The sequence below is a fragment of the Streptacidiphilus pinicola genome (assembly GCF_003258295.1).
Lineage (GTDB): Bacteria > Actinomycetota > Actinomycetes > Streptomycetales > Streptomycetaceae > Streptacidiphilus > Streptacidiphilus pinicola.
Map to the genome: position 1 here is coordinate 17,255 of NZ_QKYN01000094.1, position 19,257 is coordinate 36,511.

Annotated in this window: 20 protein-coding genes and 1 pseudogene; 10 read left to right on the forward strand and 11 right to left on the reverse strand. The window is 72.4% G+C overall.

What is annotated here, in order from left to right:
* Positions 1 to 17 precede the first annotated feature (17 nt).
* Positions 18 to 1,037 (forward strand): ABC transporter ATP-binding protein, encoded by a 1,020-nt coding sequence (locus DN069_RS23805; protein ID WP_111504062.1) that lies wholly within the window; start codon positions 18 to 20, stop codon positions 1,035 to 1,037.
* Positions 1,038 to 1,097: 60 nt separating this feature from the next.
* Here DN069_RS23805 and DN069_RS23810 read toward each other — a convergent pair whose 3' ends face one another.
* Positions 1,098 to 2,765, reverse strand: a complete 1,668-nt coding sequence (locus tag DN069_RS23810) for an MFS transporter (protein WP_111504064.1) — start codon at positions 2,763 to 2,765, stop codon at positions 1,098 to 1,100.
* Between the two features lie 193 nt (positions 2,766 to 2,958).
* Between DN069_RS23810 and DN069_RS23815 the strand changes: the two genes are divergently transcribed.
* Entirely contained in the window at positions 2,959 to 3,357 is a 399-nt protein-coding gene (locus tag DN069_RS23815) for a nuclear transport factor 2 family protein (protein ID WP_111504066.1), read from the forward strand.
* Between the two features lie 3 nt (positions 3,358 to 3,360).
* On the opposite strand, the gene DN069_RS23820 is transcribed toward DN069_RS23815, so the two are convergent.
* Positions 3,361 to 3,909, reverse strand: a complete 549-nt coding sequence (locus tag DN069_RS23820; protein WP_165845616.1) for a PadR family transcriptional regulator — start codon at positions 3,907 to 3,909, stop codon at positions 3,361 to 3,363.
* 65 nt (positions 3,910 to 3,974) lie between these two features.
* On the opposite strand from DN069_RS23820, the gene DN069_RS23825 reads away from it, so the two are divergent.
* On the forward strand, positions 3,975 to 4,598 hold the full coding sequence (locus DN069_RS23825) for a C39 family peptidase (RefSeq protein WP_243639653.1): 624 nt from the start codon (positions 3,975 to 3,977) through the stop codon (positions 4,596 to 4,598).
* A 42-nt stretch (positions 4,599 to 4,640) separates the two neighbouring features.
* Here DN069_RS23825 and DN069_RS23830 read toward each other — a convergent pair.
* Positions 4,641 to 4,984 (reverse strand): annotated as a pseudogene (locus DN069_RS23830) (PTS fructose transporter subunit IIB); the annotation flags it as partial.
* A gap of 218 nt (positions 4,985 to 5,202) precedes the next feature.
* Positions 5,203 to 5,796 (reverse strand): CGNR zinc finger domain-containing protein, encoded by a 594-nt coding sequence (locus DN069_RS23835; RefSeq protein ID WP_111504068.1) that lies wholly within the window; start codon positions 5,794 to 5,796, stop codon positions 5,203 to 5,205.
* A gap of 91 nt (positions 5,797 to 5,887) precedes the next feature.
* On the opposite strand from DN069_RS23835, the gene DN069_RS23840 reads away from it, so the two are divergent.
* A complete protein-coding gene (locus DN069_RS23840) occupies positions 5,888 to 6,664 on the forward strand; it encodes an MBL fold metallo-hydrolase (protein ID WP_111504070.1) in 777 nt (258 codons plus the stop codon).
* 208 nt (positions 6,665 to 6,872) lie between these two features.
* Here the strand turns inward: DN069_RS23840 and DN069_RS23845 are convergent, their stop codons facing one another.
* On the reverse strand, positions 6,873 to 7,937 hold the full coding sequence (locus tag DN069_RS23845; protein ID WP_111504072.1) for a LacI family DNA-binding transcriptional regulator: 1,065 nt from the start codon (positions 7,935 to 7,937) through the stop codon (positions 6,873 to 6,875).
* Between the two features lie 65 nt (positions 7,938 to 8,002).
* Between DN069_RS23845 and DN069_RS23850 the strand changes: the two genes are divergently transcribed.
* The 5 genes from DN069_RS23850 to DN069_RS23870 all read left to right on the forward strand — a co-directional run bounded on the left by DN069_RS23850 (position 8,003) and on the right by DN069_RS23870 (position 14,119).
* Positions 8,003 to 9,154, forward strand: a complete 1,152-nt coding sequence (locus tag DN069_RS23850; protein ID WP_111504074.1) for a Gfo/Idh/MocA family protein — start codon at positions 8,003 to 8,005, stop codon at positions 9,152 to 9,154.
* An 18-nt stretch (positions 9,155 to 9,172) separates the two neighbouring features.
* Positions 9,173 to 10,333 carry a dihydrodipicolinate synthase family protein gene (locus DN069_RS23855; RefSeq protein ID WP_111504129.1) on the forward strand — a complete coding sequence of 387 codons (1,161 nt, stop codon included), beginning with the start codon at positions 9,173 to 9,175 and terminating at the stop codon, positions 10,331 to 10,333.
* Complete coding sequence (locus DN069_RS23860) at positions 10,330 to 11,148, forward strand: sugar phosphate isomerase/epimerase family protein (protein WP_111504076.1); 819 nt, start codon at positions 10,330 to 10,332, stop codon at positions 11,146 to 11,148. Before DN069_RS23855 ends, DN069_RS23860 begins: the two co-directional genes overlap by 4 nt.
* A 2-nt stretch (positions 11,149 to 11,150) precedes the next feature.
* Complete coding sequence (locus DN069_RS23865; RefSeq protein ID WP_111504078.1) at positions 11,151 to 12,923, forward strand: glycoside hydrolase family 35 protein; 1,773 nt, start codon at positions 11,151 to 11,153, stop codon at positions 12,921 to 12,923.
* A 128-nt stretch (positions 12,924 to 13,051) separates the two neighbouring features.
* Positions 13,052 to 14,119, forward strand: a complete 1,068-nt coding sequence (locus DN069_RS23870) for a LacI family DNA-binding transcriptional regulator (RefSeq protein WP_111504080.1) — start codon at positions 13,052 to 13,054, stop codon at positions 14,117 to 14,119.
* Between the two features lie 125 nt (positions 14,120 to 14,244).
* Here the strand turns inward: DN069_RS23870 and DN069_RS23875 are convergent, their stop codons facing one another.
* Together DN069_RS23875 and DN069_RS23880 are read right to left on the reverse strand one after the other, a co-directional pair.
* Complete coding sequence (locus DN069_RS23875; protein WP_111504082.1) at positions 14,245 to 15,021, reverse strand: sugar phosphate isomerase/epimerase family protein; 777 nt, start codon at positions 15,019 to 15,021, stop codon at positions 14,245 to 14,247.
* Positions 15,018 to 15,257: a hypothetical protein gene (locus tag DN069_RS23880; RefSeq protein ID WP_111504084.1), complete on the reverse strand. Its 240-nt coding sequence runs from the start codon at positions 15,255 to 15,257 to the stop codon at positions 15,018 to 15,020. The genes DN069_RS23875 and DN069_RS23880 overlap by 4 nt, the downstream gene beginning before the upstream one ends.
* 242 nt (positions 15,258 to 15,499) lie before the next feature.
* Between DN069_RS23880 and DN069_RS23885 the strand changes: the two genes are divergently transcribed.
* A complete protein-coding gene (locus DN069_RS23885; RefSeq protein WP_111504086.1) occupies positions 15,500 to 15,973 on the forward strand; it encodes a hypothetical protein in 474 nt (157 codons plus the stop codon).
* Between the two features lie 38 nt (positions 15,974 to 16,011).
* Here DN069_RS23885 and DN069_RS23890 read toward each other — a convergent pair whose 3' ends face one another.
* Genes DN069_RS23890 through DN069_RS23905 form a run of 4 tightly spaced genes read right to left on the reverse strand, consistent with a single transcriptional unit; the run spans position 16,012 to position 19,052 of the window.
* Positions 16,012 to 16,422: a hypothetical protein gene (locus DN069_RS23890; protein ID WP_243639655.1), complete on the reverse strand. Its 411-nt coding sequence runs from the start codon at positions 16,420 to 16,422 to the stop codon at positions 16,012 to 16,014.
* Entirely contained in the window at positions 16,419 to 16,682 is a 264-nt protein-coding gene (locus tag DN069_RS23895; protein ID WP_111504090.1) for a nucleotidyltransferase domain-containing protein, read from the reverse strand. Before DN069_RS23895 ends, DN069_RS23890 begins: the two co-directional genes overlap by 4 nt.
* 4 nt (positions 16,683 to 16,686) lie before the next feature.
* Positions 16,687 to 17,211, reverse strand: a complete 525-nt coding sequence (locus tag DN069_RS23900) for a GNAT family N-acetyltransferase (protein ID WP_111504092.1) — start codon at positions 17,209 to 17,211, stop codon at positions 16,687 to 16,689.
* Positions 17,212 to 17,228: 17 nt separating this feature from the next.
* Positions 17,229 to 19,052: a carbohydrate-binding module family 20 domain-containing protein gene (locus DN069_RS23905; protein ID WP_111504094.1), complete on the reverse strand. Its 1,824-nt coding sequence runs from the start codon at positions 19,050 to 19,052 to the stop codon at positions 17,229 to 17,231.
* Positions 19,053 to 19,257: the final 205 nt, after the last annotated feature.

The following is a 19,257-nucleotide window of genomic DNA, read 5'->3' on the forward strand; positions in this document are numbered from 1 at the left end:
CCACAGGAGGTGACCCGATGGCGACCACCGACGGCGAGGCGCTGCTTCAGGTCGACGCCCTGGTCAAGCACTTCCCGATCCGCAAGGGCCTGCTGCAACGCCAGGTCGGCGCGGTGCGCGCGGTCGACGGCGTGGACTTCTCCGTCCGCGCGGGCGAGACGCTGGGCGTGGTCGGCGAGTCCGGCTGCGGCAAGACCACGACGGGCCGGCTGCTGGTCCGGTTGCTGGAGCCGACCGACGGCCGGATCCGCTTCGAGGGCCGCGACATCACCCATCTGGGCACCGGCGCGATGCGTCCGCTGCGGCGCGACATCCAGATGATCTTCCAGGACCCGTACTCCTCGCTGAACCCCCGGCACACCGTCGGCACGATCGTCGGCGCGCCGCTGAAACTGCAGGGGGTCAAGACCGATCAGGGCGTCAAGAAGTCCGTCCAGGAGCTGCTGGAGCTGTGCGGGCTCAGCCCGGAGCACTACAACCGCTACCCGCACGAGTTCTCCGGCGGCCAGCGCCAGCGGATCGGCATCGCCCGCGCGCTCGCACTTCGGCCCAAGCTGATCGTCGCCGACGAACCGGTCTCGGCGCTGGACGTGTCGATCCAGGCCCAGGTGGTCAACCTGCTCGACGACCTCCAGGACGAACTGGGGCTGACCTACGTGATCATCGCCCACGACCTCTCCGTGGTCCGGCACGTCTCCGACCGCGTGGCGGTGATGTACCTCGGCAAGATCGTGGAGCTCGGCGACCGCGACTCCCTCTACCGGGCACCGCTGCACCCCTACACCGTGGCGCTGATGTCCGCCGTCCCCGTGCCCGACCCCACGCGCAAGGAGCAGCGCGAACGCATCCTGCTCACCGGCGACGTCCCCTCCCCGGTCAAGCCGCCGCCCGCCTGCCGGTTCCACACCCGCTGCTGGAAGGCGCAGGACATCTGCCGCGAGGTGGAGCCGCCGATCCGCGAGCTGCGCACCGGCCACGCGGTCGCCTGCCACTTCCCGGAGAACTTCGACGCGGCCGAACCCCCGGCCGCCGCGTGAGCGTCCCGCCCGCCGAGGTTCGGCGGGCGGGACGGCGGGCGGGGACGACGTGTGGTGCGGCTACTCGCTCAGCGCGGCCAACTCCCGTTCCACGGCCGCCTGGTGCGTCTCGGCGTCCTCACGGGCACGGCGCGGGCTCCAGCGGCCGGTCATGGCGAAGACGAAGGGGATGAAGAGCGCCTGGCCGGCGAAGCAGATCCACCACCAGGTCTGCCACTGCCCCGGCCCGTCCTTGGCGGCCTGCTGCACCTGGGTGCCGTAGGTCTGCAGGACCGTCAGCTGCGGCTGAGCCTTCGCCACCGCCTGCAGACCGGCCGGACCGACCTCCTGGGAGGCCTCGGCCAGCAGCGTGGGCGGGATGGCGTTCGGCGGGTACTTGGCGAGCTCGGCGAAGAGCTTCGGGTGGGCCTGGACGATGGCGAGCGCCGGACCCGCCTCGGCCTGGGCGGTCGCCACCTGGGTGCCGTGCTCCACCAGCGGCGTCACCGCGGTGACCACGACCGGCACGAAGGCCGCGGAGACCGCGACCACGATCCGGATGATCCAGCCCCACACCGCCAGGCCCGTCGCCGTCGCGGCGGGGTTGCGCTTCTCCACCGTCTCGGTGAAGCTCGCCATCCACGGCGCGTAGGCGACGCCGCTGAGCACGCCGACGGCGGCGCACAGCGCGGCGAAGGTGTAGTAGCCGGTGGTGGGTTGGGTCGCGCGGGTGGCGAAGACGGCGGTCGCGGCCATGGTGCCGAGCGCGCCCACGATCATGAACGGCTTGCGCACCCGCAGCCGGTCCGAGAGAAGCCCGACGACGACCAGGGCGACGGCGTTCGGCGCCCAGTACCAGTTGGCCAGCGCGTTGGCGCGTTGCTCGGTGTAGCCGAAGGTGGTCGCGAAGTAGACGACGAAGTTGCCGACCGCGGCGAAGTAGAAGAGCAGGAAAACGCTGATCGCGAAGGCCGAGCCGACCACGTCCAGCCGCATCATCTGCCGCCAGTGGCCCTTCAGTTGGCTCTCCGGGTCGATGCCCGCCGCGCGCGCCTCGACCAGTGCGCGGTCGCGCAGGCTCACCATGATCTGGTCCCGCAGCCGCGGCGACAGCTCGCGCAGCCCGAACAGCGCCAGGACGAAGACGAGCAGGCCCGCGTAGCCGGCGTAGCGCAGTTCGTCCTGCCAGCTCGCGGAGTTGAGCGTGGCGCTGGTGACGCTGGTGACCACGAGGCTGCCGATGACCGGGCCCATGGTCCAGTACCCCATGGCCGTCGCCCGGCCCAACTGCGGGGAGAAGTCCCGGATCAGCGCGGGCGTGGCCACCAGCACGATGCCCTCGACGAAGCTGACGGCGGCGAAGAGGATCAGGTACGCGGTCTGGTTCGGCGCCGCCGGCAGCCCTGCGACCAGCAGCAGCGCGGCCACCAGCAGCCCGTAGACCACCAGGTTGGCCCGCCCCCACCGGTCCGCCAGCCCGGCCACCAGCGAGGCGAAGGCGCCCACGGCGTTGCCGATGACGCTGATCCAGACGAAGTCGCGGAAGGTCATCCGGTAGTGCTGGATGATCGAGGTCGCCACCGCGTACTGCACGTAGAGCTCGTAGTAGAGCACCACGGTGGTGACGACCACGATGCCCAGATAGAGATAACGGCGCGCCGTGTCGGGGTAGTGCGGGAGTTCTCTTCGCCAGAGCCTGGCGAGGGGATTCGGTGCGGTCTCGGGCTGCGCGGACACGGACACGCTCATGCAGGGCCCTCCTCGATTCTGAATTTCGAGTCGCCATGAATGGAAATAGGACACACCTACCGGTCGGTATGGAGGAATGTAGGAGTCCACCCCCGACCGGTCAATGCCTCGTGCAGATTCCACCCTCGACAGGCCGCAGCCCAGCTGGCTAGGCTCAGTGGAACTATTCAATTTGTTGACCAGGGAGCCGACCATGCACCCCTTCCGCGCTGCCGTCGAGGCACGGGACACCGCCGCCCTGGAGGCCCTGCTGGCCGAGGACGTGGTCTTCACCAGCCCCGTCGCGTTCAAGCCCTACCCGGGCAAGGCCATCACGGCCGCGATCCTGCGCGGCGTCATGCGGGTCTTCGAGGACTTCCGCTACGTCCGCGAGATCGGCGCGCCGGACGCACGGGACCACGCGTTCGTCTTCAAGGCCACCGTGGACGGACGCGAGGTGCACGGCTGCGACTTCCTGCACTTCGACGAGGACGGCCTGATCGACGAGTTCACCGTGATGGTCCGACCGCTGTCGGGCGCACAGGCGCTGGCGGCGGCGATGGGCGCGCAGTTCCCGCAGATCGAGGCCGAGGCGCTGAAGGCGCTGGGCTGACCGTCAGCGCCGGGCGAGGACGGCCAGGGTCTGCTCGCACCAGCGCAGGTTCTCGCGCTCGAAGGAGAGGCCGCGCATCAGGGTGAGATAGGGGCCGACCCGCTCGGCGGCGGCGAGGTACTCCTCCTCGAAGCGCCCGTCCAGCAGGCGAGCTCGCAACCGCTCGTAGCGGGCGACCTTGGCCTGCGCCACCGCCCGGCGCTCCTCCAGCGCGGCGCACACCGCGGCGGCGTCGCCGGCGTCCACCGCCTGCACCTGGACCAGCAGTTCGTCGCGGATCGCGCCGGGCCGCGGCAACCGCGCGGTGAAGGCGCGCAGCTCGGCCCGGCCGGTCTCGGTCAGCGAGAAGAGGCGCTTGTTGGGGCGCCGCTCCTGCTCGACGACGCGGGCCCGGACCAGGCCGTCGGCCTCCATCCGGTCGAGCTCGCGGTAGAGCTGCTGCGGGGTGGCCGCCCAGAAGTTCGCGACCGAGGCGTCGAAGCCCTTGGCGAGGTCGTACCCGGACGCCTCGCCCTCGAGCAGGGTCGCCATGATCGCGTTGCGCAGTGCCATGCCGGGAGGATAGTCAACTTCGCGACCATCCGCGTCCCGCGGCGGCCGTACGGCAGACTCGACCCGTGACGATCACTCCCGCGCGCACCGTGCCCTACGTCTCCCAGTTCGGCTCCCCCGGCCTCGTCCCGCAGCTGATCGCGCGCACGCTCGCCCCCGAGGACGATCCGGCCTGGGCGGAGTCCGGGGCGGCCTCGCCCGAGGAGTACGCCTGGTGGTGCCGGCGCGTGTGCGGCATGGCCTGCCTGCGGATGGCGCTGGTCCACTGGCGCGGCGAGGCGCCCGGAACGGTCGCGCTCGCCCACGAGTGCGTCGCGGCCGGGGCGTACGTGGTCGACGGGGAACAGGTCCAGGGCCTCATCTACGCGCCCTTCGCCGCCTACGTGCGCGAGCGCTGGGGCCTGGCGGCCACCGTCGAGAGGGCACTGGAGCCGGCGCGGGTGCGCGAGCACCTCGACGCCGGACGGCTGCCGATGCTGTCGGTGCACCCGTCCGTCCGCACCCTCGACCCGGCACCGGCCGCGCGGGGTGGGCATCTGGTGCTGGCCGTCGACCACGACGACGAGGCCCTGTACGTCAACAATCCCTCCGGCTTCCCCGGCACCCAGCACTACGCCCGGGTGCCGTGGCCGGACCTGTACCGCTTCTTCGCCCGCCGTGGCGTGGTGCTGGACGACCCCTCGGTCTGAGGGGTCGTCCGGCTCGCCGGTGAGAGTCCGTCAGCCGACGGACAGCAGCCCACCGACGACCACGAACGGGATCATGTACGAGACGCCGTTCATCAGCGCCTTGTAGACCACGCTGCGCTCCCGCCACCCGCCTGCGGCACCGCCGTACGTGCCAGCTCGAAGAGCTCCACCGGGCGCCGGATCGCGTCACCGACGCCGACCGAGACGATCGGCTTTCCGGCGAACCGGCTGCGGTCGACCTCCTTGTCGGCCGCGATGATCACCGCGTCCGCGGCGGCGATGTCGGCGTCGGTCAGCACGTTCTCCGCGCCGATCGATCCCTGGGTCTCCACCTTGACGGTGTGGCCCTGCGCCTCGGCTTCCTGCTGGAGCTTCTCCGCGGCCATGTAGGTATGCGCGATACCCGCAGGGCACGCGGTGACGGCCACCAGCCGCAGTGGGCCGGCCTCTCTGGTCGGTGACACGGCACTCTCCTCGCACGAAGCCCGTGGGCACTTATGGGACTTTCACAGTCCCTCGGCGAGGGGGTGTGCCAGCAGAGTCCGCCGCCCTGACCCGCTCGGGCCGAACGTCCCGGCGGCGGCGCCGAAAGGCGGTCGGGCGGTCAGGCCTGCTGCGTGCGGCGGGCGTAGGCGCGGGCCGCACGGGCGCGGTCGCCGCAGCGGGTGGAGCACCACTGGCGGCGGCCGTGGCGCAGCAGGAAGCGCGTGCAGGGCGGGGAGCCGCAGGCGGTGAGCCGCTCGGCATCCGGGCCGGTCAGGAGCTCGGCGGCGTTGTCGGCGAGGGCCGCGAGGGCGTGCTCCAGGATCTGCGTGGTCGGATGGGGGGCGGCCCGGTACGGCCCGGAGCTCCGGTCCCAGTGCAGCAGCGCGACGGCGGGGGTGCGCAGCAGCGCGTCGTTAATGGCCGCCAGAGCCGTGGGCAGGGCCGGCACGTCGTCCACGCGGGCGGCGAGCAGCGTCCTGATCTGCTCGCGCAGCGACCGCAGTTGGGCGGCGCACAGCTCCCTGATGCCGGCGTCGGCGGGTGCGAGCCCGTGCGCGGTGAGCCACTCGTTCGCGCTCTCGGGCGTGCCGAGGAGGTCGATGACGTGGCCGCCGGGCAGGTCGACGGCGCTGTTGGCGAAGTCGAGCGCCGGGTAGGCGTCGGCGCCCGGCGCGGGCTCGGGCGCGGCGTCCGCAGTGACGATCTCCAGCATGCTTCTCATGGTACCGCTTGCGCCATCCGTGAGAACCTGCCTACGATCCATCTCACGGATACATCGCAACCATCCATGAGAGTGGTGTCCCATGGCTTCTTCCCACAACGCCGACCAGCAGCTCCCCGTGCGCGTCCTCGGCGGCCCGACGGCGGCCTTCGAGTACGGCGGCCTGCGCTTCCTGACCGACCCGACCTTCGACGGGCCCGGCGACTACCAGAACCCCGGCCGGCCGCTGCTGACCAAGACCGCGCCCGCCGCGGCCCAACCGGCCGAGCTCGGGCGGATCGACGTGGTCCTGCTCTCCCACGACGAGCACGCCGACAACCTCGATCGCAGCGGCCGCGACCTGCTTGCCGACGTCGCGCTGACCCTCACCACCACCGGCGGCGCCCGGCGTCTCGGCGGGACGGCGAAGGGCCTGGGCGACTGGGAGCAGGTCACCGTCGACCGCCCCGACGGCGGCACCGTCACCGTGACCGGCGTGCCGGCGATCCACGGCCCCGGCAAGCGTGAGGAGGTCGAGCCGTTCACCGGGCAGGTCACTGGCTTCGTGCTGACCGGCGAGGGGCTGCCGACCGTCTACGTCAGCGGCGACAACGCCTCGCTGGAGGCGGTCGGCGAGATCGCCGCCCGGTTCGCACCGGTGGACACGGCGGTGCTGTTCGCGGGCGCGCCGCGGATCCCGGTCCTCTTCGACGGCGCTCCGCTGGTGCTCGACAGCGCGCAGGCGGCGGAGGCCGCACGACTTCTCGACGCGCGCCGGGTCGTCACCGTCCACCACGACAGCTGGGCGCACTTCACCGAGGGCCGGGACGAGATCGTGGCCGCGTTCGACGCCGCCGGGCTGGCGGACCGTCTGGTCTGACCTCCGCTCAGGCGGCCGGCCCAGGCGGGCGAACGGTTCGCCGGAGCAGGAGCCGCGGCCGCACCTCCGTCCTCGCGGCGGAGCGGGGGCGTCGCCGTCACCTCCCCCCGTGTCGGCCAGGAGTTCCCGCGGGTCACCACTGGCGGCATCCACGGGCCCCCGCAGCATCACCCTCGGGCGCGCGGCGGGGCCGCGGGGGCGGAAAGCGTTATCCGGCAGCGGGTGCCGTGCTGCCGCGCAGCACCAGTTCGGCCGGGAGGTCGACGCGGCGGGGCTCGTCGCCGGAAGGGTCGAGGAGGAGGCGGACCGCCTCCTCGCCCGCCGCTTCCAGCGGGAGGCGGACGGTGGTGAGCGCCGGGCGGAGATCCGCCGCGAAGGGGACGTCGTCGAAGCCGACGACGGAGACGCGGTCCGGGACCGCGAGGCCGAGGTCGTCGCGGAGACCCGCCAGGGCGCCCGCGGCCATCACGTCGTTGAGGACCAGCACCGCCGTCAGGTCCGGTCGGGCGCGCAGCAGGCGGACCGCCGCGGCGCGGCCGCCCTCGCGGGTGAAGTCGCCGGTCTCCACCGCGTCGGGCGCGGCCGGCGCGCCGAGGCCGCGCAGCGCGCGGCGCGCGCCGTCGAGGCGGTGGCGCACGGTCAGCAGCTCGGACGGTCCGGCGACCACCCCGATGCGCCGGTGCCCGAGCTCCCACAGGCCGCGTACGGCCTGCCCACCGCCGCTGCGGTTGGCCATCGCGACCGTGTCCAGGTCGGGGCCGCGGTCGCCGATGCAGACGACGCGGCCGCCGTCCGCCTCGAAGCCCGCGATCTCCTCGGCCAATCGCTCCGTCGCCTCCGTGTCGGTGGTGCCGCTGCCCGCGAGGATCACCGCGCGGGCGCGCTGCGCGCGCAGGCTGCGCAGGTACTCCAGCTCCAGGCCGGGCTCGCGGAAGGTCGCCGCGATCATCACCATCAGCCGCTGCTCCCGCGCGGCCCGCATCGCACCCGCGGCGATCGCGCCGAAGTACGGGTCGGCGACGTCGTGGACGATCAGGCCGACGACGTTGCTGGTGGCGCGGGCCAGCGCCTGCGCGGGCGCGTTGGATACGTAGCGCAGCTCCTCGGCCGCTGCCTCGACCCGGCGGCGCAGCTCCTCCCCGACCGTGCGCGCGCCGCTGCCGTGCAGCACCCGCGAGGCCGTGGCCAGCGAGACGCCCGCCTGCCGGGCCACCTGCTGGAGGGTCACCCCGGCGGTGTGCGCGGGCCGGGTCCTTGACCGTGGATTCGCCATGCCCGTACGGTACCGGGAAACGCCTGGAAAGCGCTTTCCATCGCCTCCCGTGAAGGACTCCCCGCATGAACCGCAGGTCCATCGGCATCGTCATGAACGGTGTCACCGGCCGCATGGGCTACCGCCAGCACCTGGTCCGCTCGATCCTCGCGCTGCGCGAGCAGGGCGGCCTCCCGTTGCCGGACGGCACCGTCGTCTGGCCCGAGCCCGTGCTGGTCGGCCGCAACGAGGACAAGCTGCGCGCCATCGCCGAGCGCCACGGCCTCACCGCCTGGACGACCGACCTGGACGCCGCGCTCGCCGACCCGGCCAACGAGATCTACTTCGACGCCCAGCTCACCCAGGTCCGTGGCAAGGCGCTGCGCGCCGCCATCGCGGCCGGCAAGCACGTCTACAGCGAGAAGCCGATCGCCGAGTCCGTGCCCGAGTCCCTGGAGCTGGCGCGGCTCGCCCGCGAGGCCGGGGTCAAGAACGGCGTGGTGCAGGACAAGCTCTTCCTGCCGGGTCTGCTCAAGCTGAAGCGCCTGATCGACGGCGGCTTCTTCGGCCGGATCCTCTCCGTGCGCGGCGAGTTCGGCTACTGGGTCTTCGAGGGCGACTGGCAGTCCGCGCAGCGCCCCTCATGGAACTACCGCGCCCAGGACGGCGGCGGCATCGTGCTGGACATGTTCCCGCACTGGCACTACGTGCTGGAGCGGCTCTTCGCGCCGGTCCGCTCCGTCTACGCGCAGGCCGTCACGCACATCCCGGAGCGCTGGGACGAGCAGGGCCGCGCCTACCCCGCCACCGCGGACGACGCCGCCTACGGCGTCTTCGAGCTGGACGGCGGCGTGATCGCGCAGATCAACTCCTCCTGGGCGGTCCGCGTCGACCGCGACGAGCTGGTCGAGTTCCAGGTGGACGGCACCGAGGGCAGCGCCGTCGCCGGGCTGCGCAACTGCCGTGTCCAGCACCGGGCCGGGACCCCCAAGCCCGTGTGGAACCCGGACCTGCCCGCGACGGAGCCGTTCCGAGCGCAGTGGCAGCAGGTGCCGGACAACGGCGCGTTCGACAACGGCTTCAAGGTGCAGTGGGAGCAGTTCCTCGCCCACGTCGTCGCCGACGAGCCGTTCCCGTACGACCTGCTCTCCGGCGCGCGCGGCGTGCAACTGGCCGAACTGGCGCTGCAGTCCGCCGCCGAGGGCCGCCGCGTCTCCGTGCCCGAGCTGACCCTGTAGGAGCCCGCCGTGTCCTCGATCCTCCTGCCCCTGCCCGACGGCGCGGCCGCCTACCGGCTGCCGGACGCCGCCTCCCTCCCCGCCCTGCCTGACACGGCCTCACCCGCGCGCTCCCGCACGGTCTTCGCGGCGGCCCACGTCGTCGCCGACCCGACCCGCCCGAACGGGCCCGGTCTGCCCGCCGCCGTCGACTGGGACGCCACGCTGGCGTTCCGTCACCACCTGTGGTCCCTCGGTCTCGGCGTCGCCGACGCGATGGACACCGCCCAGCGCGGCATGGGTCTGGACTGGCCCGCCACCCGTGAGCTGATCGCCCGCAGCGGCGGTGCGGCCCACGCCGTCGGGGGGCGGCTGGCCTGCGGCGCGGGTACCGACCAGCTCGACCCGGGCGCGACGCACACCCTCAAGGCCATCCTCGCCGCCTACGAGGAGCAGTTGGAGGTCGTGGAGAACGCCGGGGCGCAGGTGATCCTGATGGCGAGCCGGGCGCTGGCCGCGACCGCCTCCGGCCCGGAGGACTACGCCGAGGTCTACGGGCGCCTGCTGGCGCAGGCCGCGCAGCCCGTCATCCTGCACTGGCTCGGCGACATGTTCGACCCGGCGCTGGCCGGCTACTGGGGTGCGGACGACCTCGACGCCGCCGCGGACGCCGTGCTGGCGATCATCCGCGACCACGCGGACAAGGTCGACGGCATCAAGGTCTCGCTGCTGGACGCGGGCCGCGAGATCGCCCTGCGCCGCGCGCTGCCGGACGGCGTCCGCCTCTACACCGGGGACGACTTCCACTACCCCGAGTTGATCCTCGGCGACGAGCGCGGCTTCAGCCACGCCCTGCTCGGGGTGTTCGACCCGCTCGCCCGCCACGCGGCGGCGGCGCTGGCCGCGCTGGACCGGGGCGACGCGGACGGCTACCGCGCCGTCCTGGAGCCGACTCTGCCGCTGGCCCGGCACCTCTTCTCGGCGCCGACGCGGCACTACAAGACGGGTGTGGTGCTGCTCGCCCATCTGGCCGGGAACCAGGACCACTTCACCATGGTCGGTGGAGCCCAGGACCACCGCGAACTGCCACACCTGGGCCGCCTCTTCGTGCTCGCCGCGGAGGCCGGCGCGCTGCCGGACCTGGACCTGGCCACCGCCCGGATGCGCGCGGTCCTCGCGGAGCGGGGGTTCCGTCAGTGAGCGACCTCAAGGGGCTCTCCCTCAACACCGCGACCACCAAGCGGTGGACGCTCGCCGAGACCGTCGCGGGCTGCGTGGACGCCGGCATCGGCGGCATCGGTCTCTGGCGCGACCGCGTCGCCGAGGCCGGGCTCGCCAACGCGGCACGGTTGGTCCGCGAGGCCGGACTGACCGTCACCAGCCTGTGCCGGGGCGGGTTCTTCGCCGAGCCGGGCGCCGCCGAGGACAACCGTCGCGCCGTCGACGAGGCCGCGGCGCTCGGCACGGACACCCTGGTGCTGGTCTGCGGCGGGCTCCCGGCGGGCAGTCGTGACCTTCCGGCCGCGCGCCGGACCGTCGCGGACGGCATCGCCGCGCTCGCCCCGTACGCGGAGGCGCACGGCGTCCGGCTCGCCATCGAGCCGCTGCACCCGATGTTCTGCGCCGACCGCGCCGTCGTCTCCACGCTCGGCCAGGCGCTGGACCTCGCCGAGGCCGCCGGGCACGGCACGGGCGTCTGCGTCGACACCTACCACGTGTGGTGGGACCCGGAGTTGGAGCGCCAGATCGCCCGCGCCGGGGCGGCGGGGATGCTCCACGCCTTCCAGGTCTGCGACTGGCTGCTGCCGCTGCCCGCCGACGCGCTGCTCGGGCGCGGACACATCGGCGACGGGCACATCGACATCCCGCGCCTCGCCCGCCTGGTGGCCGAGGCGGGTCATCGGGGCTGGACCGAGGTGGAGATCTTCAACCAGCGGATCTGGGACGCCCCGGGCGAGGAGACGGTCCGCACCGTCGTCGAACGTCACCGCACCCACCTGGCCGGGATCGGATAACCATGTTCCTCACCACCACCGACGACGGCTTCCTGCGCGACGGGCGTCCGCACCGGATCGTCTCCGCCGCCGTCCACTACTTCCGCATCCTCCCGGAGCTCTGGCGCGACCGGCTGGAACGGTTGCGCGCGATGGGCGTCAACACGGTGGAGACGTACGTCGCGTGGAACGTCCACGAGCGTGAGCGCGGCCGACACGACTTCTCCGGACGGCAGGACATCGCCGGTTTCGTACGGCTGGCGGGCGAGTTGGGGCTCGACGTGATCGTGCGACCGGGCCCGTACATCTGCGCCGAGTGGGAGGCGGGCGGCCTGCCCGCCTGGCTGCTCGCCGACCCGGCCGTGCGGCTGCGCCGCTCCGACGCGGCCTACCTGACCGCCGCCGACGCCTGGTTCGACGCGCTGCTGCCGCAGCTGACGCCGCTTCAGGCCGAGGCAGGCGGCCCGATCGTGGCGATGGCGGTGGAGAACGAGTACGGCAGCTACGGCAACGACACCGCGTACCTGGAGCACCTGCGCGCCGGGATGCTCCGGCGCGGCGTCACCTGCCTGCTCTGCACGGCCGACGGTGCCGAGGACTGGTTCCAACTCGGCGGCCGGGTACCGGGCGTGCTGACCACCGGCACCTTCGGCTCGCGTCCGGAGGAGGCGCTGGCCTGCCTGCGCCGGCACCAGCCGACCGGTCCGCTGGTCTGCATGGAGTACTGGCACGCCTGGTTCGACAGCTGGGGTGAGCCGCACCGGGTACGGGACGCGGCGGAGGCCGCACAGGTGCTGGACACGCTGCTGGCCGCCGGAGCCTCGGTGAACCTCTACATGGGCCACGGCGGCACCAACTTCGGCTGGTGGAACGGCGCCAACTGCTACGACGGCCGCTACCTGCCGATCACGACGAGCTACGACTACGACGCACCGGTCGGCGAGGCGGGCGAGCTGAGCGAGAAGTTCCACGCCTTCCGCGAGGTGATCGAGCGTCACACCGGGCCTGTCCCGTATCCGCTGCCGCCCGAGCCCGCCCGACTCGCGCCGCGCCGGATCGAGGAGCTGACGGGCCGCGTCGCGCTCTTCGACTGCCTCGACCTGCTCGGCACGGGCACGGAGCGGCTCGAACCCGAGCCGATGGAGGCGCTGGGCCAGTCCACCGGGCTGATCCTCTACCGCACGCGCCTGCGCGGCCCGTTGGCCAAGGCGGAGCTGCGGGTCGACGGGCTGGCCGACCGTGCCCAGGTCTTCCTCGACGGCCGGGAGCTCGGCACGCTGCACCGCAACGAGCCGCTCGGCGCGGTCACGCTGGCCGTGCCGGCGGCCGGGGCGCGGCTGGACCTGCTGGTGGAGAACCAGGGCCGGGTCAACTACGGCCCGCAGCTGGCCGATCGCAAGGGCATCACCGGCGGGGTGCGGCTGGAGCGGCAGTACCAGTTCGGCTGGGAGATCCGGCCGCTGCCGTTGGATCCGCTGCCCGAGCTGCCGTTCGGGGAGGGTTGCGGGGCCGGACCGTCCTTCCACCGCTTCGAGCTCGATCTGGGCGGGGAACCGCCCGCCGACGGCTTCCTGGCGCTGCCGGGCTGGACCAAGGGCATGGTCTGGCTCAACGGCTTCGCGCTCGGCCGCTACTGGGAGGCGGGCCCGCAGGTCACCCTCTACGCCCCCGCGCCGCTGTGGCGGGCCGGACGCAACGAGATCACCGTCCTGGAGCTGCACAGCCCCGGCCGCCGGCTGGAGCTGCGCGAGGCGGCCGATCTCGGCCCGACCGATCCGGCACCGGAGGGCTTCTGAGCCCGTCCCGAGCGGGTCCGTCGAGGCCCTCGATCGGATGCCGATCGAATGATACACATTGATCCGAGCAGTGGACGGGCCTCCAGCAGCCTCTCAGCCGCGCCCCGGCCCTGCCTCTGGAGGCAACCATGACCCTGACGGCCGACCAGCGCCGCGCCCGCATCCTGGAGGTCGTGCGGGCCCAGGGCACCGTGCGGGTCGTGGACCTCGCCGCCGAGATCGGCCTGGCCCCCGTCACCGTCCGCCGTGACGTCGCCGCGCTGGCGGAGGAGGGCGCGCTGCGGCGCTCGCACGGCGCCGTCTCGCTGCCCGACACCGCGCCGGCCGTCGGCCCCGACGGGCGCAGCATCGTCGTCGGGATGCTCGTCCCCGCGGTGGGCCTGTACTTCGACGAGGTGATCGCGGGCGCGCGAGCCGCGGCGGACGAGGTGGGCGCGCGACTGGTCCTCGGTGTCTCCGGCTACCGGCCCGACAACGACCGCGCCCAGGTCGAGCAGCTGATCCGCTCCGGCGCGGACGGCCTGCTGCTCACCCCCACCTGGACGCCGGAGACCGGCGCGGCGGACCCGGGCGGCACGGACTGGATCAGCGAGCTCCCGCTGCCGACCGTCCTGGTGGAACGCCGGGCGCCGATCTCCAGCCCGCTCTCCCGCCTCGACGCCGTCGGCTCCGACCACCGCCAGGGCGTCCTGACCACGCTCCGGCATCTCGCTGCGCTCGGCCACGAGTCCGTCCTGCTGGCCGCCCGCGCGGACAGCTGGACCGCGCACGAGGTCCGCGCCGCGTACGCGGAGGCCGCACCGCTGTTGGGGTTCACCCCACACCCCGTACTCGGCCTCGACCCGGTCACCCGCGACCTCGACGCCGTCGCGACCCGCCTCACCGAGGCCGTCGCCACGGGCGTCCACGCGGTGCTGGTCCACAACGACCAGGACGCCCTCCAGTTGGCCCCGCTGCTGCGCTCACGCGGCCTGCGCATCCCCGAGGACCTGGCAGTGATCTCCTACGACGACGTGGTCGCCGCCCTCGCCGACCCCCCGCTCACGGCTGTCGCCCCACCGAAGCAGGCCGTCGGCCGCGCGGCGATGGAGCTGTTGTTGCGCCGGAGCGCGCCGCCCGGCAAGTCCCTTCCGGTGCACCACATCGAGCTCCTCCCGGACCTCATGATCCGTACCTCCTGCGGAGGGCAGCGCTAGGCACCCGGGAGGTTGCAGCACGCCAGGGGTGCGGGGCTGTGCCGATATGCGGCTCCGCCGGGTAGGCGCGAGAACGGCTCCAGGGGGCACCCCCGGCACAGCCCGCGCCCCTGGGCGGAGTGCAGCTACCTCAGCGGCCGCAGGTACTCAGAGCCCGGCCCCAACAGCCCCGGCAGGGGGGCCGCCTGGGGGTACCACGGGGCTTCGTACTCCCACGACACCCAGGCGTCCGTGTCCAACTCCCCCACGCAGTCGGCGATCGGGAGGACGCCCGTCCCGAGGGGCAACGGGGTGAGGTCGTGGTGGGAGGCGACGTCCTTGACCTGGGTGTAAGCGAGGCGGGAGCCGAGCGCCGTGCGGGTCTGGTGGGGGGTCTCGCCGGCAAGGCACGTGTGGAGGAGGTCCCAGATAGCGCCGACCGCGGGGTGGTCGACGAGGGCGAGCAGGCGTGCCACCTCCGCGCCGCCGCGGTGGGAGTCGTGGGTCTCCACGACGAGGCGCACGCCGACGCGCTCCGCGGTCTCGGCGGCAGCCGTGAGGCGGCGCGCGGCGCGGGCGTCGACCTCGGGGGCCGGGGTGTCGCCGCCGCGTGGGAAGACGCGCAGGTGAGCGGCGCCGAGGTCCGCGGCCAGTTGGAGTTCCTCGCGCAGGCGGCCCACCACCGCCGCGTCGTCACCGGGCTCGGCCACGCCGACGTAGCCCGCGAGACAGAGCGGGACGATCCCGGCGTGCTCCAGGTCCCGGGCGAACGAGCGGCGTTGGTCCGGGTCCAGGGTGGGGTGGATCGACTCGCCGGGGGCGCAGCGCAGTTCCAGACCCTCCCAGCCGTGCCGGTCGGCGAGGCGCAACGCCTCGGAGAGCGGGTAGCCGGGCAGGCCCAGGGTGGAGAAGGCGAGTCTCACCGGCGCCCCTCCCCCTCGGTGACGCAGCCGTCGGCCCGCAGCACGGCCCGCTGTGACGTACCGTCGGGCCAGCGCACCAGCACCACGAAGTCGGCCCCGGACCGCGACGTCTCGTGGCACAGCGCAGCGAGCAGCAAGCCGTCGGCGACCGCCTCCCAGTGCGCGCGGGTCCAGCCGGTGTGCGGGCTGAGCGTCCGGTCCTCGTCGGGCAGGGGGAACGGTGGTGTCGCGGGCATGGCGGGCGGCTCCTCGCAGGCGGGCGGCCCAGCGAATCTATGGACGCGAACGATCAGGTGTCAATGGCCCGATCACTTCAGAACATTTGATCCCACACTCTTGACTTCGATCCGAGGCGCTCTGAGGATGACCAGATCCCGCTCTGCCTCCTGGTCGAGCCCGAGGAGACCGCCGCGGCCTGATAATGCACCGAGGTCCCATCGCGAGGGGCCGCCAATCGAGTTGATCACTGGGGGCAGTCATGCTCGCGACCATCATCGCGGTTCTCGGAACCCTGTCGGGGTCGATCGTGACCGGTGTGTTCCAGCACATGGCCTCCGGCCGCGCCGAGCGGGTGGCGGCGGCAGCGCAGTTACGTCGCGACCGGCTGGAGGCGATCGCTCAACTCGCGGCTGTGGGAGCCGATTACCGCCGCATCATGCGCAGGCGTGGGCAAGCTCGCCTCAGCCAGGCCAGTCGTGCCCGGCAGGAGGACTTGCGGCAGGAGTCCCATGTCATCCGCTCCGCCCTCACCCAACCCATGACCGTGCTGCAGGCTCTCATCCCCGACTCCCAGGTCCACGCCGCCGCGAAAGCGATGGTGCAGGCGGCCTACGACATCCGGGACACCAGCGACTTCGACGCTCTCAACACGGCGCAGGAGGCGGCACGGGCCGCCCACAACGACTTCGTGGACGCGGCCACCCGGTACGTCGCAGAGCGAGCCGAGCCGTGAGATCCTGCGCCGTCTCGCCGAGCATGCGAGACGAGCCACTAGTCGGTGGACACGACGACCCCGGCCCGGCTCAGGTGCCTGGCCAACTCGCCCACGAGGTGCTTGGGGTGGCGGCGCCACCACCACAGCTCCGGGGACGGGATGCGGTGGTACCAGCCGAGAGCGAGGCCGTCGTCCTCGAGGGTGGCGGCTCGGAAGCGGGTGTCGAGGGCTTTGACGGTCTCGGTCCAGCGCAGGACGGTGACGTCGTCGAGCAGCAGCCAGGCCTCGTGCAGCCAGTTCCGGCAGGAGAGGTCGTTGGTGTACTCGTTGACGTCGTCCTCGTATCCGAGTTCCACCTGCGCGACGAGCCAGGCCCAGTTGTCCACCATCTGCCCGACCGTGAACGCCTCCCGCCACCCCCGCCGGTGCAGCAATTCCCCCACCTCGGCCTCGTTCCGCACCCTCACGGCTCTGCTCCCCGGTGAGTCGCCGGGATCTCGGATCCGTACTGCTCGGCGAGTGCGCGTACGTCCCACAAGTCCTTCTCGGCGGGCGGGTAGGCGGTCTTGAACCGGAACATCCACTCCGGCGCGACGCACCGCACCGTCCGTTCCACGAGGACGCCCGTGCCGGTGAGCGCGTCGACGCACCAGCCGCCGTCCACCCAGACCACCACGCCCGCCTCCGCGAGACCGGCGTAGACGCCCAGAACCTCCGCCACCTCCATCGCGCTAGCTCAGCTCCTCCGCCAGCAGGTCCATGAGCAGGCAGTCGTGCCAGGTCCCGTCAGCGCCGCGTTCGTAGCGGCGGAGGATGCCGACGCGGCGGAAGCCGACCTTCTCGTAGCAGCGGATGGCGGCGGCGTTGTCGGCGGCCGGGTCGATGGTGAGGCGGTGGTGGCCGAGGTCGGTGACGAGGTGGCGGGCGAGGGTGCGGACCGCGTCGGTGCCGAGGCCGTGGCCGTGGGCGGAGGGGTCGAGGTAGACGTCGATGCCGGCGTGCCGGTAGTCGGGTTCCTCCTCGGCGTGCCACTGGATCGCACCCACCACGCGGCCTTCGTGCTCGATGACGAGGGTGGGGGTCGACTCGTCGGCCAGATCCGCCGTGATCTCGGCGGCGAGGTCCGCGAGGGCCTCGCCGCCGCGCCACCAGAGGCGGACCTCCGGGGTCGCCCGGATCGCCGTGAGCGCGGGAACGTCCGCCACCCCGGCGGGACGCAGGGTGACGGACGTTCCGTGCAGGGTGGGTCGCTCCATACCCCGCAGGCTAGCTGCTACCAGGTGTCGTTGAGCGAACCGTTGCCGGATCCGCCGGTGGTGACGGAGTGGTTGTTGCCCGGCTCCCAGGTGATCGAGCCGTCCGAGTTCTTGATGATGTACTTGTACTCGACATAGGTGTTCGCCGGGAGAGTGACCGTGCCGCTCCAGACCGGGTAGCCGGAGGAGGAGAGCGGGATGGCCTGGGCGGTGTTCCAGCTGCCCAGCGCCGGGATCGAGCCGACCAGGTAGACGTTCTGGCCCCAGCTCGTGGTCTCGCTGACGCCGAAGCTCTCCCCGACCGTTCCCGAGGCCGCCGAGGGCAGGTAGAGCGCCACGGCGTCCATCGCCGGGACGGTGACGGTCGCGGTCCCGTTCGTGGCCACCGAGACGGTCGAGCCCGTGCACGCGCCCGTCGACGGGGTCAGGTTGCCGTGGATCACGTCGCAGTAGTTACCGGCCGGCAGGCCCGTCTCGACCGTCACGGTCTTGGCACTGCTCTCGTTGTTGATCCCGATCCAGCCCCGGTTGCCGCGGCTGAACGAGATGAAGTTGGTGCCGTCGTCGTACCAGTTGGCGACCGACTGCCCGGCGACGGCGTTGTGCCAGCCGACCATGTTGCCCACGCCCTGGTTACGGTCGGTGCAGAACCAGCCGTTGGAGCAGTCGGTGTTGCTGACGAACCCGTTGGCGTCGGCCGGCGGCGAGTCGTCGCTGTTGGTCCAGTCGAAGCTGGCGTAGACCTGCGGCACGTCGTAACCCCAGGCCAGCTCGAAGAGGTTGGCCAGGATGTAGTTCGCGCCGGACTTGTAGTTGAGCGTGCTGCCGTTGCGCTCGGTGTCGTGGTTGGTGACCATGGACGTCGACGCGGACGGCGGCTCCAGGCCCCAGCTCTGGCCGAAGGTCTTGAGGTTGGCGATGTTCCCGGTGAACTGCGTCTTCAGGTCCTGCGCGTAGGTGAACTCGATGACGCTGCCGTTGGACTCGAAGGCGGCCGGCTGCAGCGCGCTGTTGGTGCTGCCCGGGATCACCTCCTGGTAGACGTAGGGGCGTGAGCCGGTCCAGGTGGTGTTGTTGACCTGGGAGAGGATCGCGGCCATGTCGCTCGCGTTGATGTGCTTGGCCGCGTCCATCCGGAAGCCGTCCACGCCGTCGGCGACGAGGCTGTTGAGGTAGCCCGCCTCCGTCTGCCGGACGTGGGAGGTCTCGGTGTAGAGGTCCTCCAGGCTGGACAGGTCGCACTCCTGCACCTGCGCCTGGTTGTTCCAGTCCGTGATCGACAGGTCGGAGTTGGGACAGTTCGCGGGCGAGGTGTGGAAGTCCGCGCTGGTGTAGCCGGGCTGGGAGTAGGTCTCCGTCGAGGAGTTGAAGCTGTCGCCGCCGTAGGAGTCGGTGCTGGTGTTGTTGTTGCCCGCCATGTGGTTGAGCACGGCGTCGGCATAGACCTTGACGCCCGCGTTGTGACAGGTCGTCACCATGGCGGCGAACTGTGCGGCGTTGCCCATGCGGCTGTTGAGGTCGTAGCCGATCGGCTGGTAGACCTCCCACCACGGGTGGGAGCCGGAGAGCCGGATGGAGTCCTCGGGCGGGGCGACCTCGACCGCGCCGTAACCCTTGGGGCCGAGCACGTTGGTGCACTCGCTGCCGACGGAGGACCAGTTCCACTCGAAGAGGTTGGCGATGACGTCGCCGCCGTCGGGTCCGGCGGCGGCCCGCGCCGGCGCGGCCTGCAGCGTCAGCGGCAGCACCGCGCCGGCGAGCAGCGCGCCGACGCCGACCCAGCGGGCCTGCCGCCTCGACGGACGTCTCGATGTGATGCGCTGCGTGGGGATGCGCTTCATGGGGAGCTCTCCTTGCGCACGGCCCGTGGGGGAGCCAGGGGGTGGGGGTTGCGACGGCCGGCCACGACCTGTCCCCAGCTGTGACCGCCCGTCGCGTACGAGACCATCTCGCGGCGTTGATGACGGCGTCAATAAGCGCGTGGAAATTCTTACTGCAATTTTCGGCAACATATTTCGACGATGAGTCCATCTGGGTCCGCCCTGG

What these genes read in the sequence shown, in the direction of transcription:
- DN069_RS23805 (WP_111504062.1), top strand. Translation starts at nt 18, where the DNA reads ATGGCGACCACCGACGGCGAGGCGCTGCTTCAGGTCGACGCCCTGGTC.
- DN069_RS23810 (WP_111504064.1), bottom strand. Translation starts at nt 2,765, where the DNA reads ATGAGCGTGTCCGTGTCCGCGCAGCCCGAGACCGCACCGAATCCCCTC.
- DN069_RS23815 (WP_111504066.1), top strand. Translation starts at nt 2,959, where the DNA reads ATGCACCCCTTCCGCGCTGCCGTCGAGGCACGGGACACCGCCGCCCTG.
- DN069_RS23820 (WP_165845616.1), bottom strand. Translation starts at nt 3,909, where the DNA reads ATGGCACTGCGCAACGCGATCATGGCGACCCTGCTCGAGGGCGAGGCG.
- DN069_RS23835 (WP_111504068.1), bottom strand. Translation starts at nt 5,796, where the DNA reads ATGCTGGAGATCGTCACTGCGGACGCCGCGCCCGAGCCCGCGCCGGGC.
- DN069_RS23840 (WP_111504070.1), top strand. Translation starts at nt 5,888, where the DNA reads ATGGCTTCTTCCCACAACGCCGACCAGCAGCTCCCCGTGCGCGTCCTC.
- DN069_RS23845 (WP_111504072.1), bottom strand. Translation starts at nt 7,937, where the DNA reads ATGGCGAATCCACGGTCAAGGACCCGGCCCGCGCACACCGCCGGGGTG.
- DN069_RS23850 (WP_111504074.1), top strand. Translation starts at nt 8,003, where the DNA reads ATGAACCGCAGGTCCATCGGCATCGTCATGAACGGTGTCACCGGCCGC.
- DN069_RS23865 (WP_111504078.1), top strand. Translation starts at nt 11,151, where the DNA reads ATGTTCCTCACCACCACCGACGACGGCTTCCTGCGCGACGGGCGTCCG.
- DN069_RS23870 (WP_111504080.1), top strand. Translation starts at nt 13,052, where the DNA reads ATGACCCTGACGGCCGACCAGCGCCGCGCCCGCATCCTGGAGGTCGTG.
- DN069_RS23880 (WP_111504084.1), bottom strand. Translation starts at nt 15,257, where the DNA reads ATGCCCGCGACACCACCGTTCCCCCTGCCCGACGAGGACCGGACGCTC.
- DN069_RS23885 (WP_111504086.1), top strand. Translation starts at nt 15,500, where the DNA reads ATGCTCGCGACCATCATCGCGGTTCTCGGAACCCTGTCGGGGTCGATC.
- DN069_RS23895 (WP_111504090.1), bottom strand. Translation starts at nt 16,682, where the DNA reads ATGGAGGTGGCGGAGGTTCTGGGCGTCTACGCCGGTCTCGCGGAGGCG.
- DN069_RS23900 (WP_111504092.1), bottom strand. Translation starts at nt 17,211, where the DNA reads ATGGAGCGACCCACCCTGCACGGAACGTCCGTCACCCTGCGTCCCGCC.
- DN069_RS23905 (WP_111504094.1), bottom strand. Translation starts at nt 19,052, where the DNA reads ATGAAGCGCATCCCCACGCAGCGCATCACATCGAGACGTCCGTCGAGG.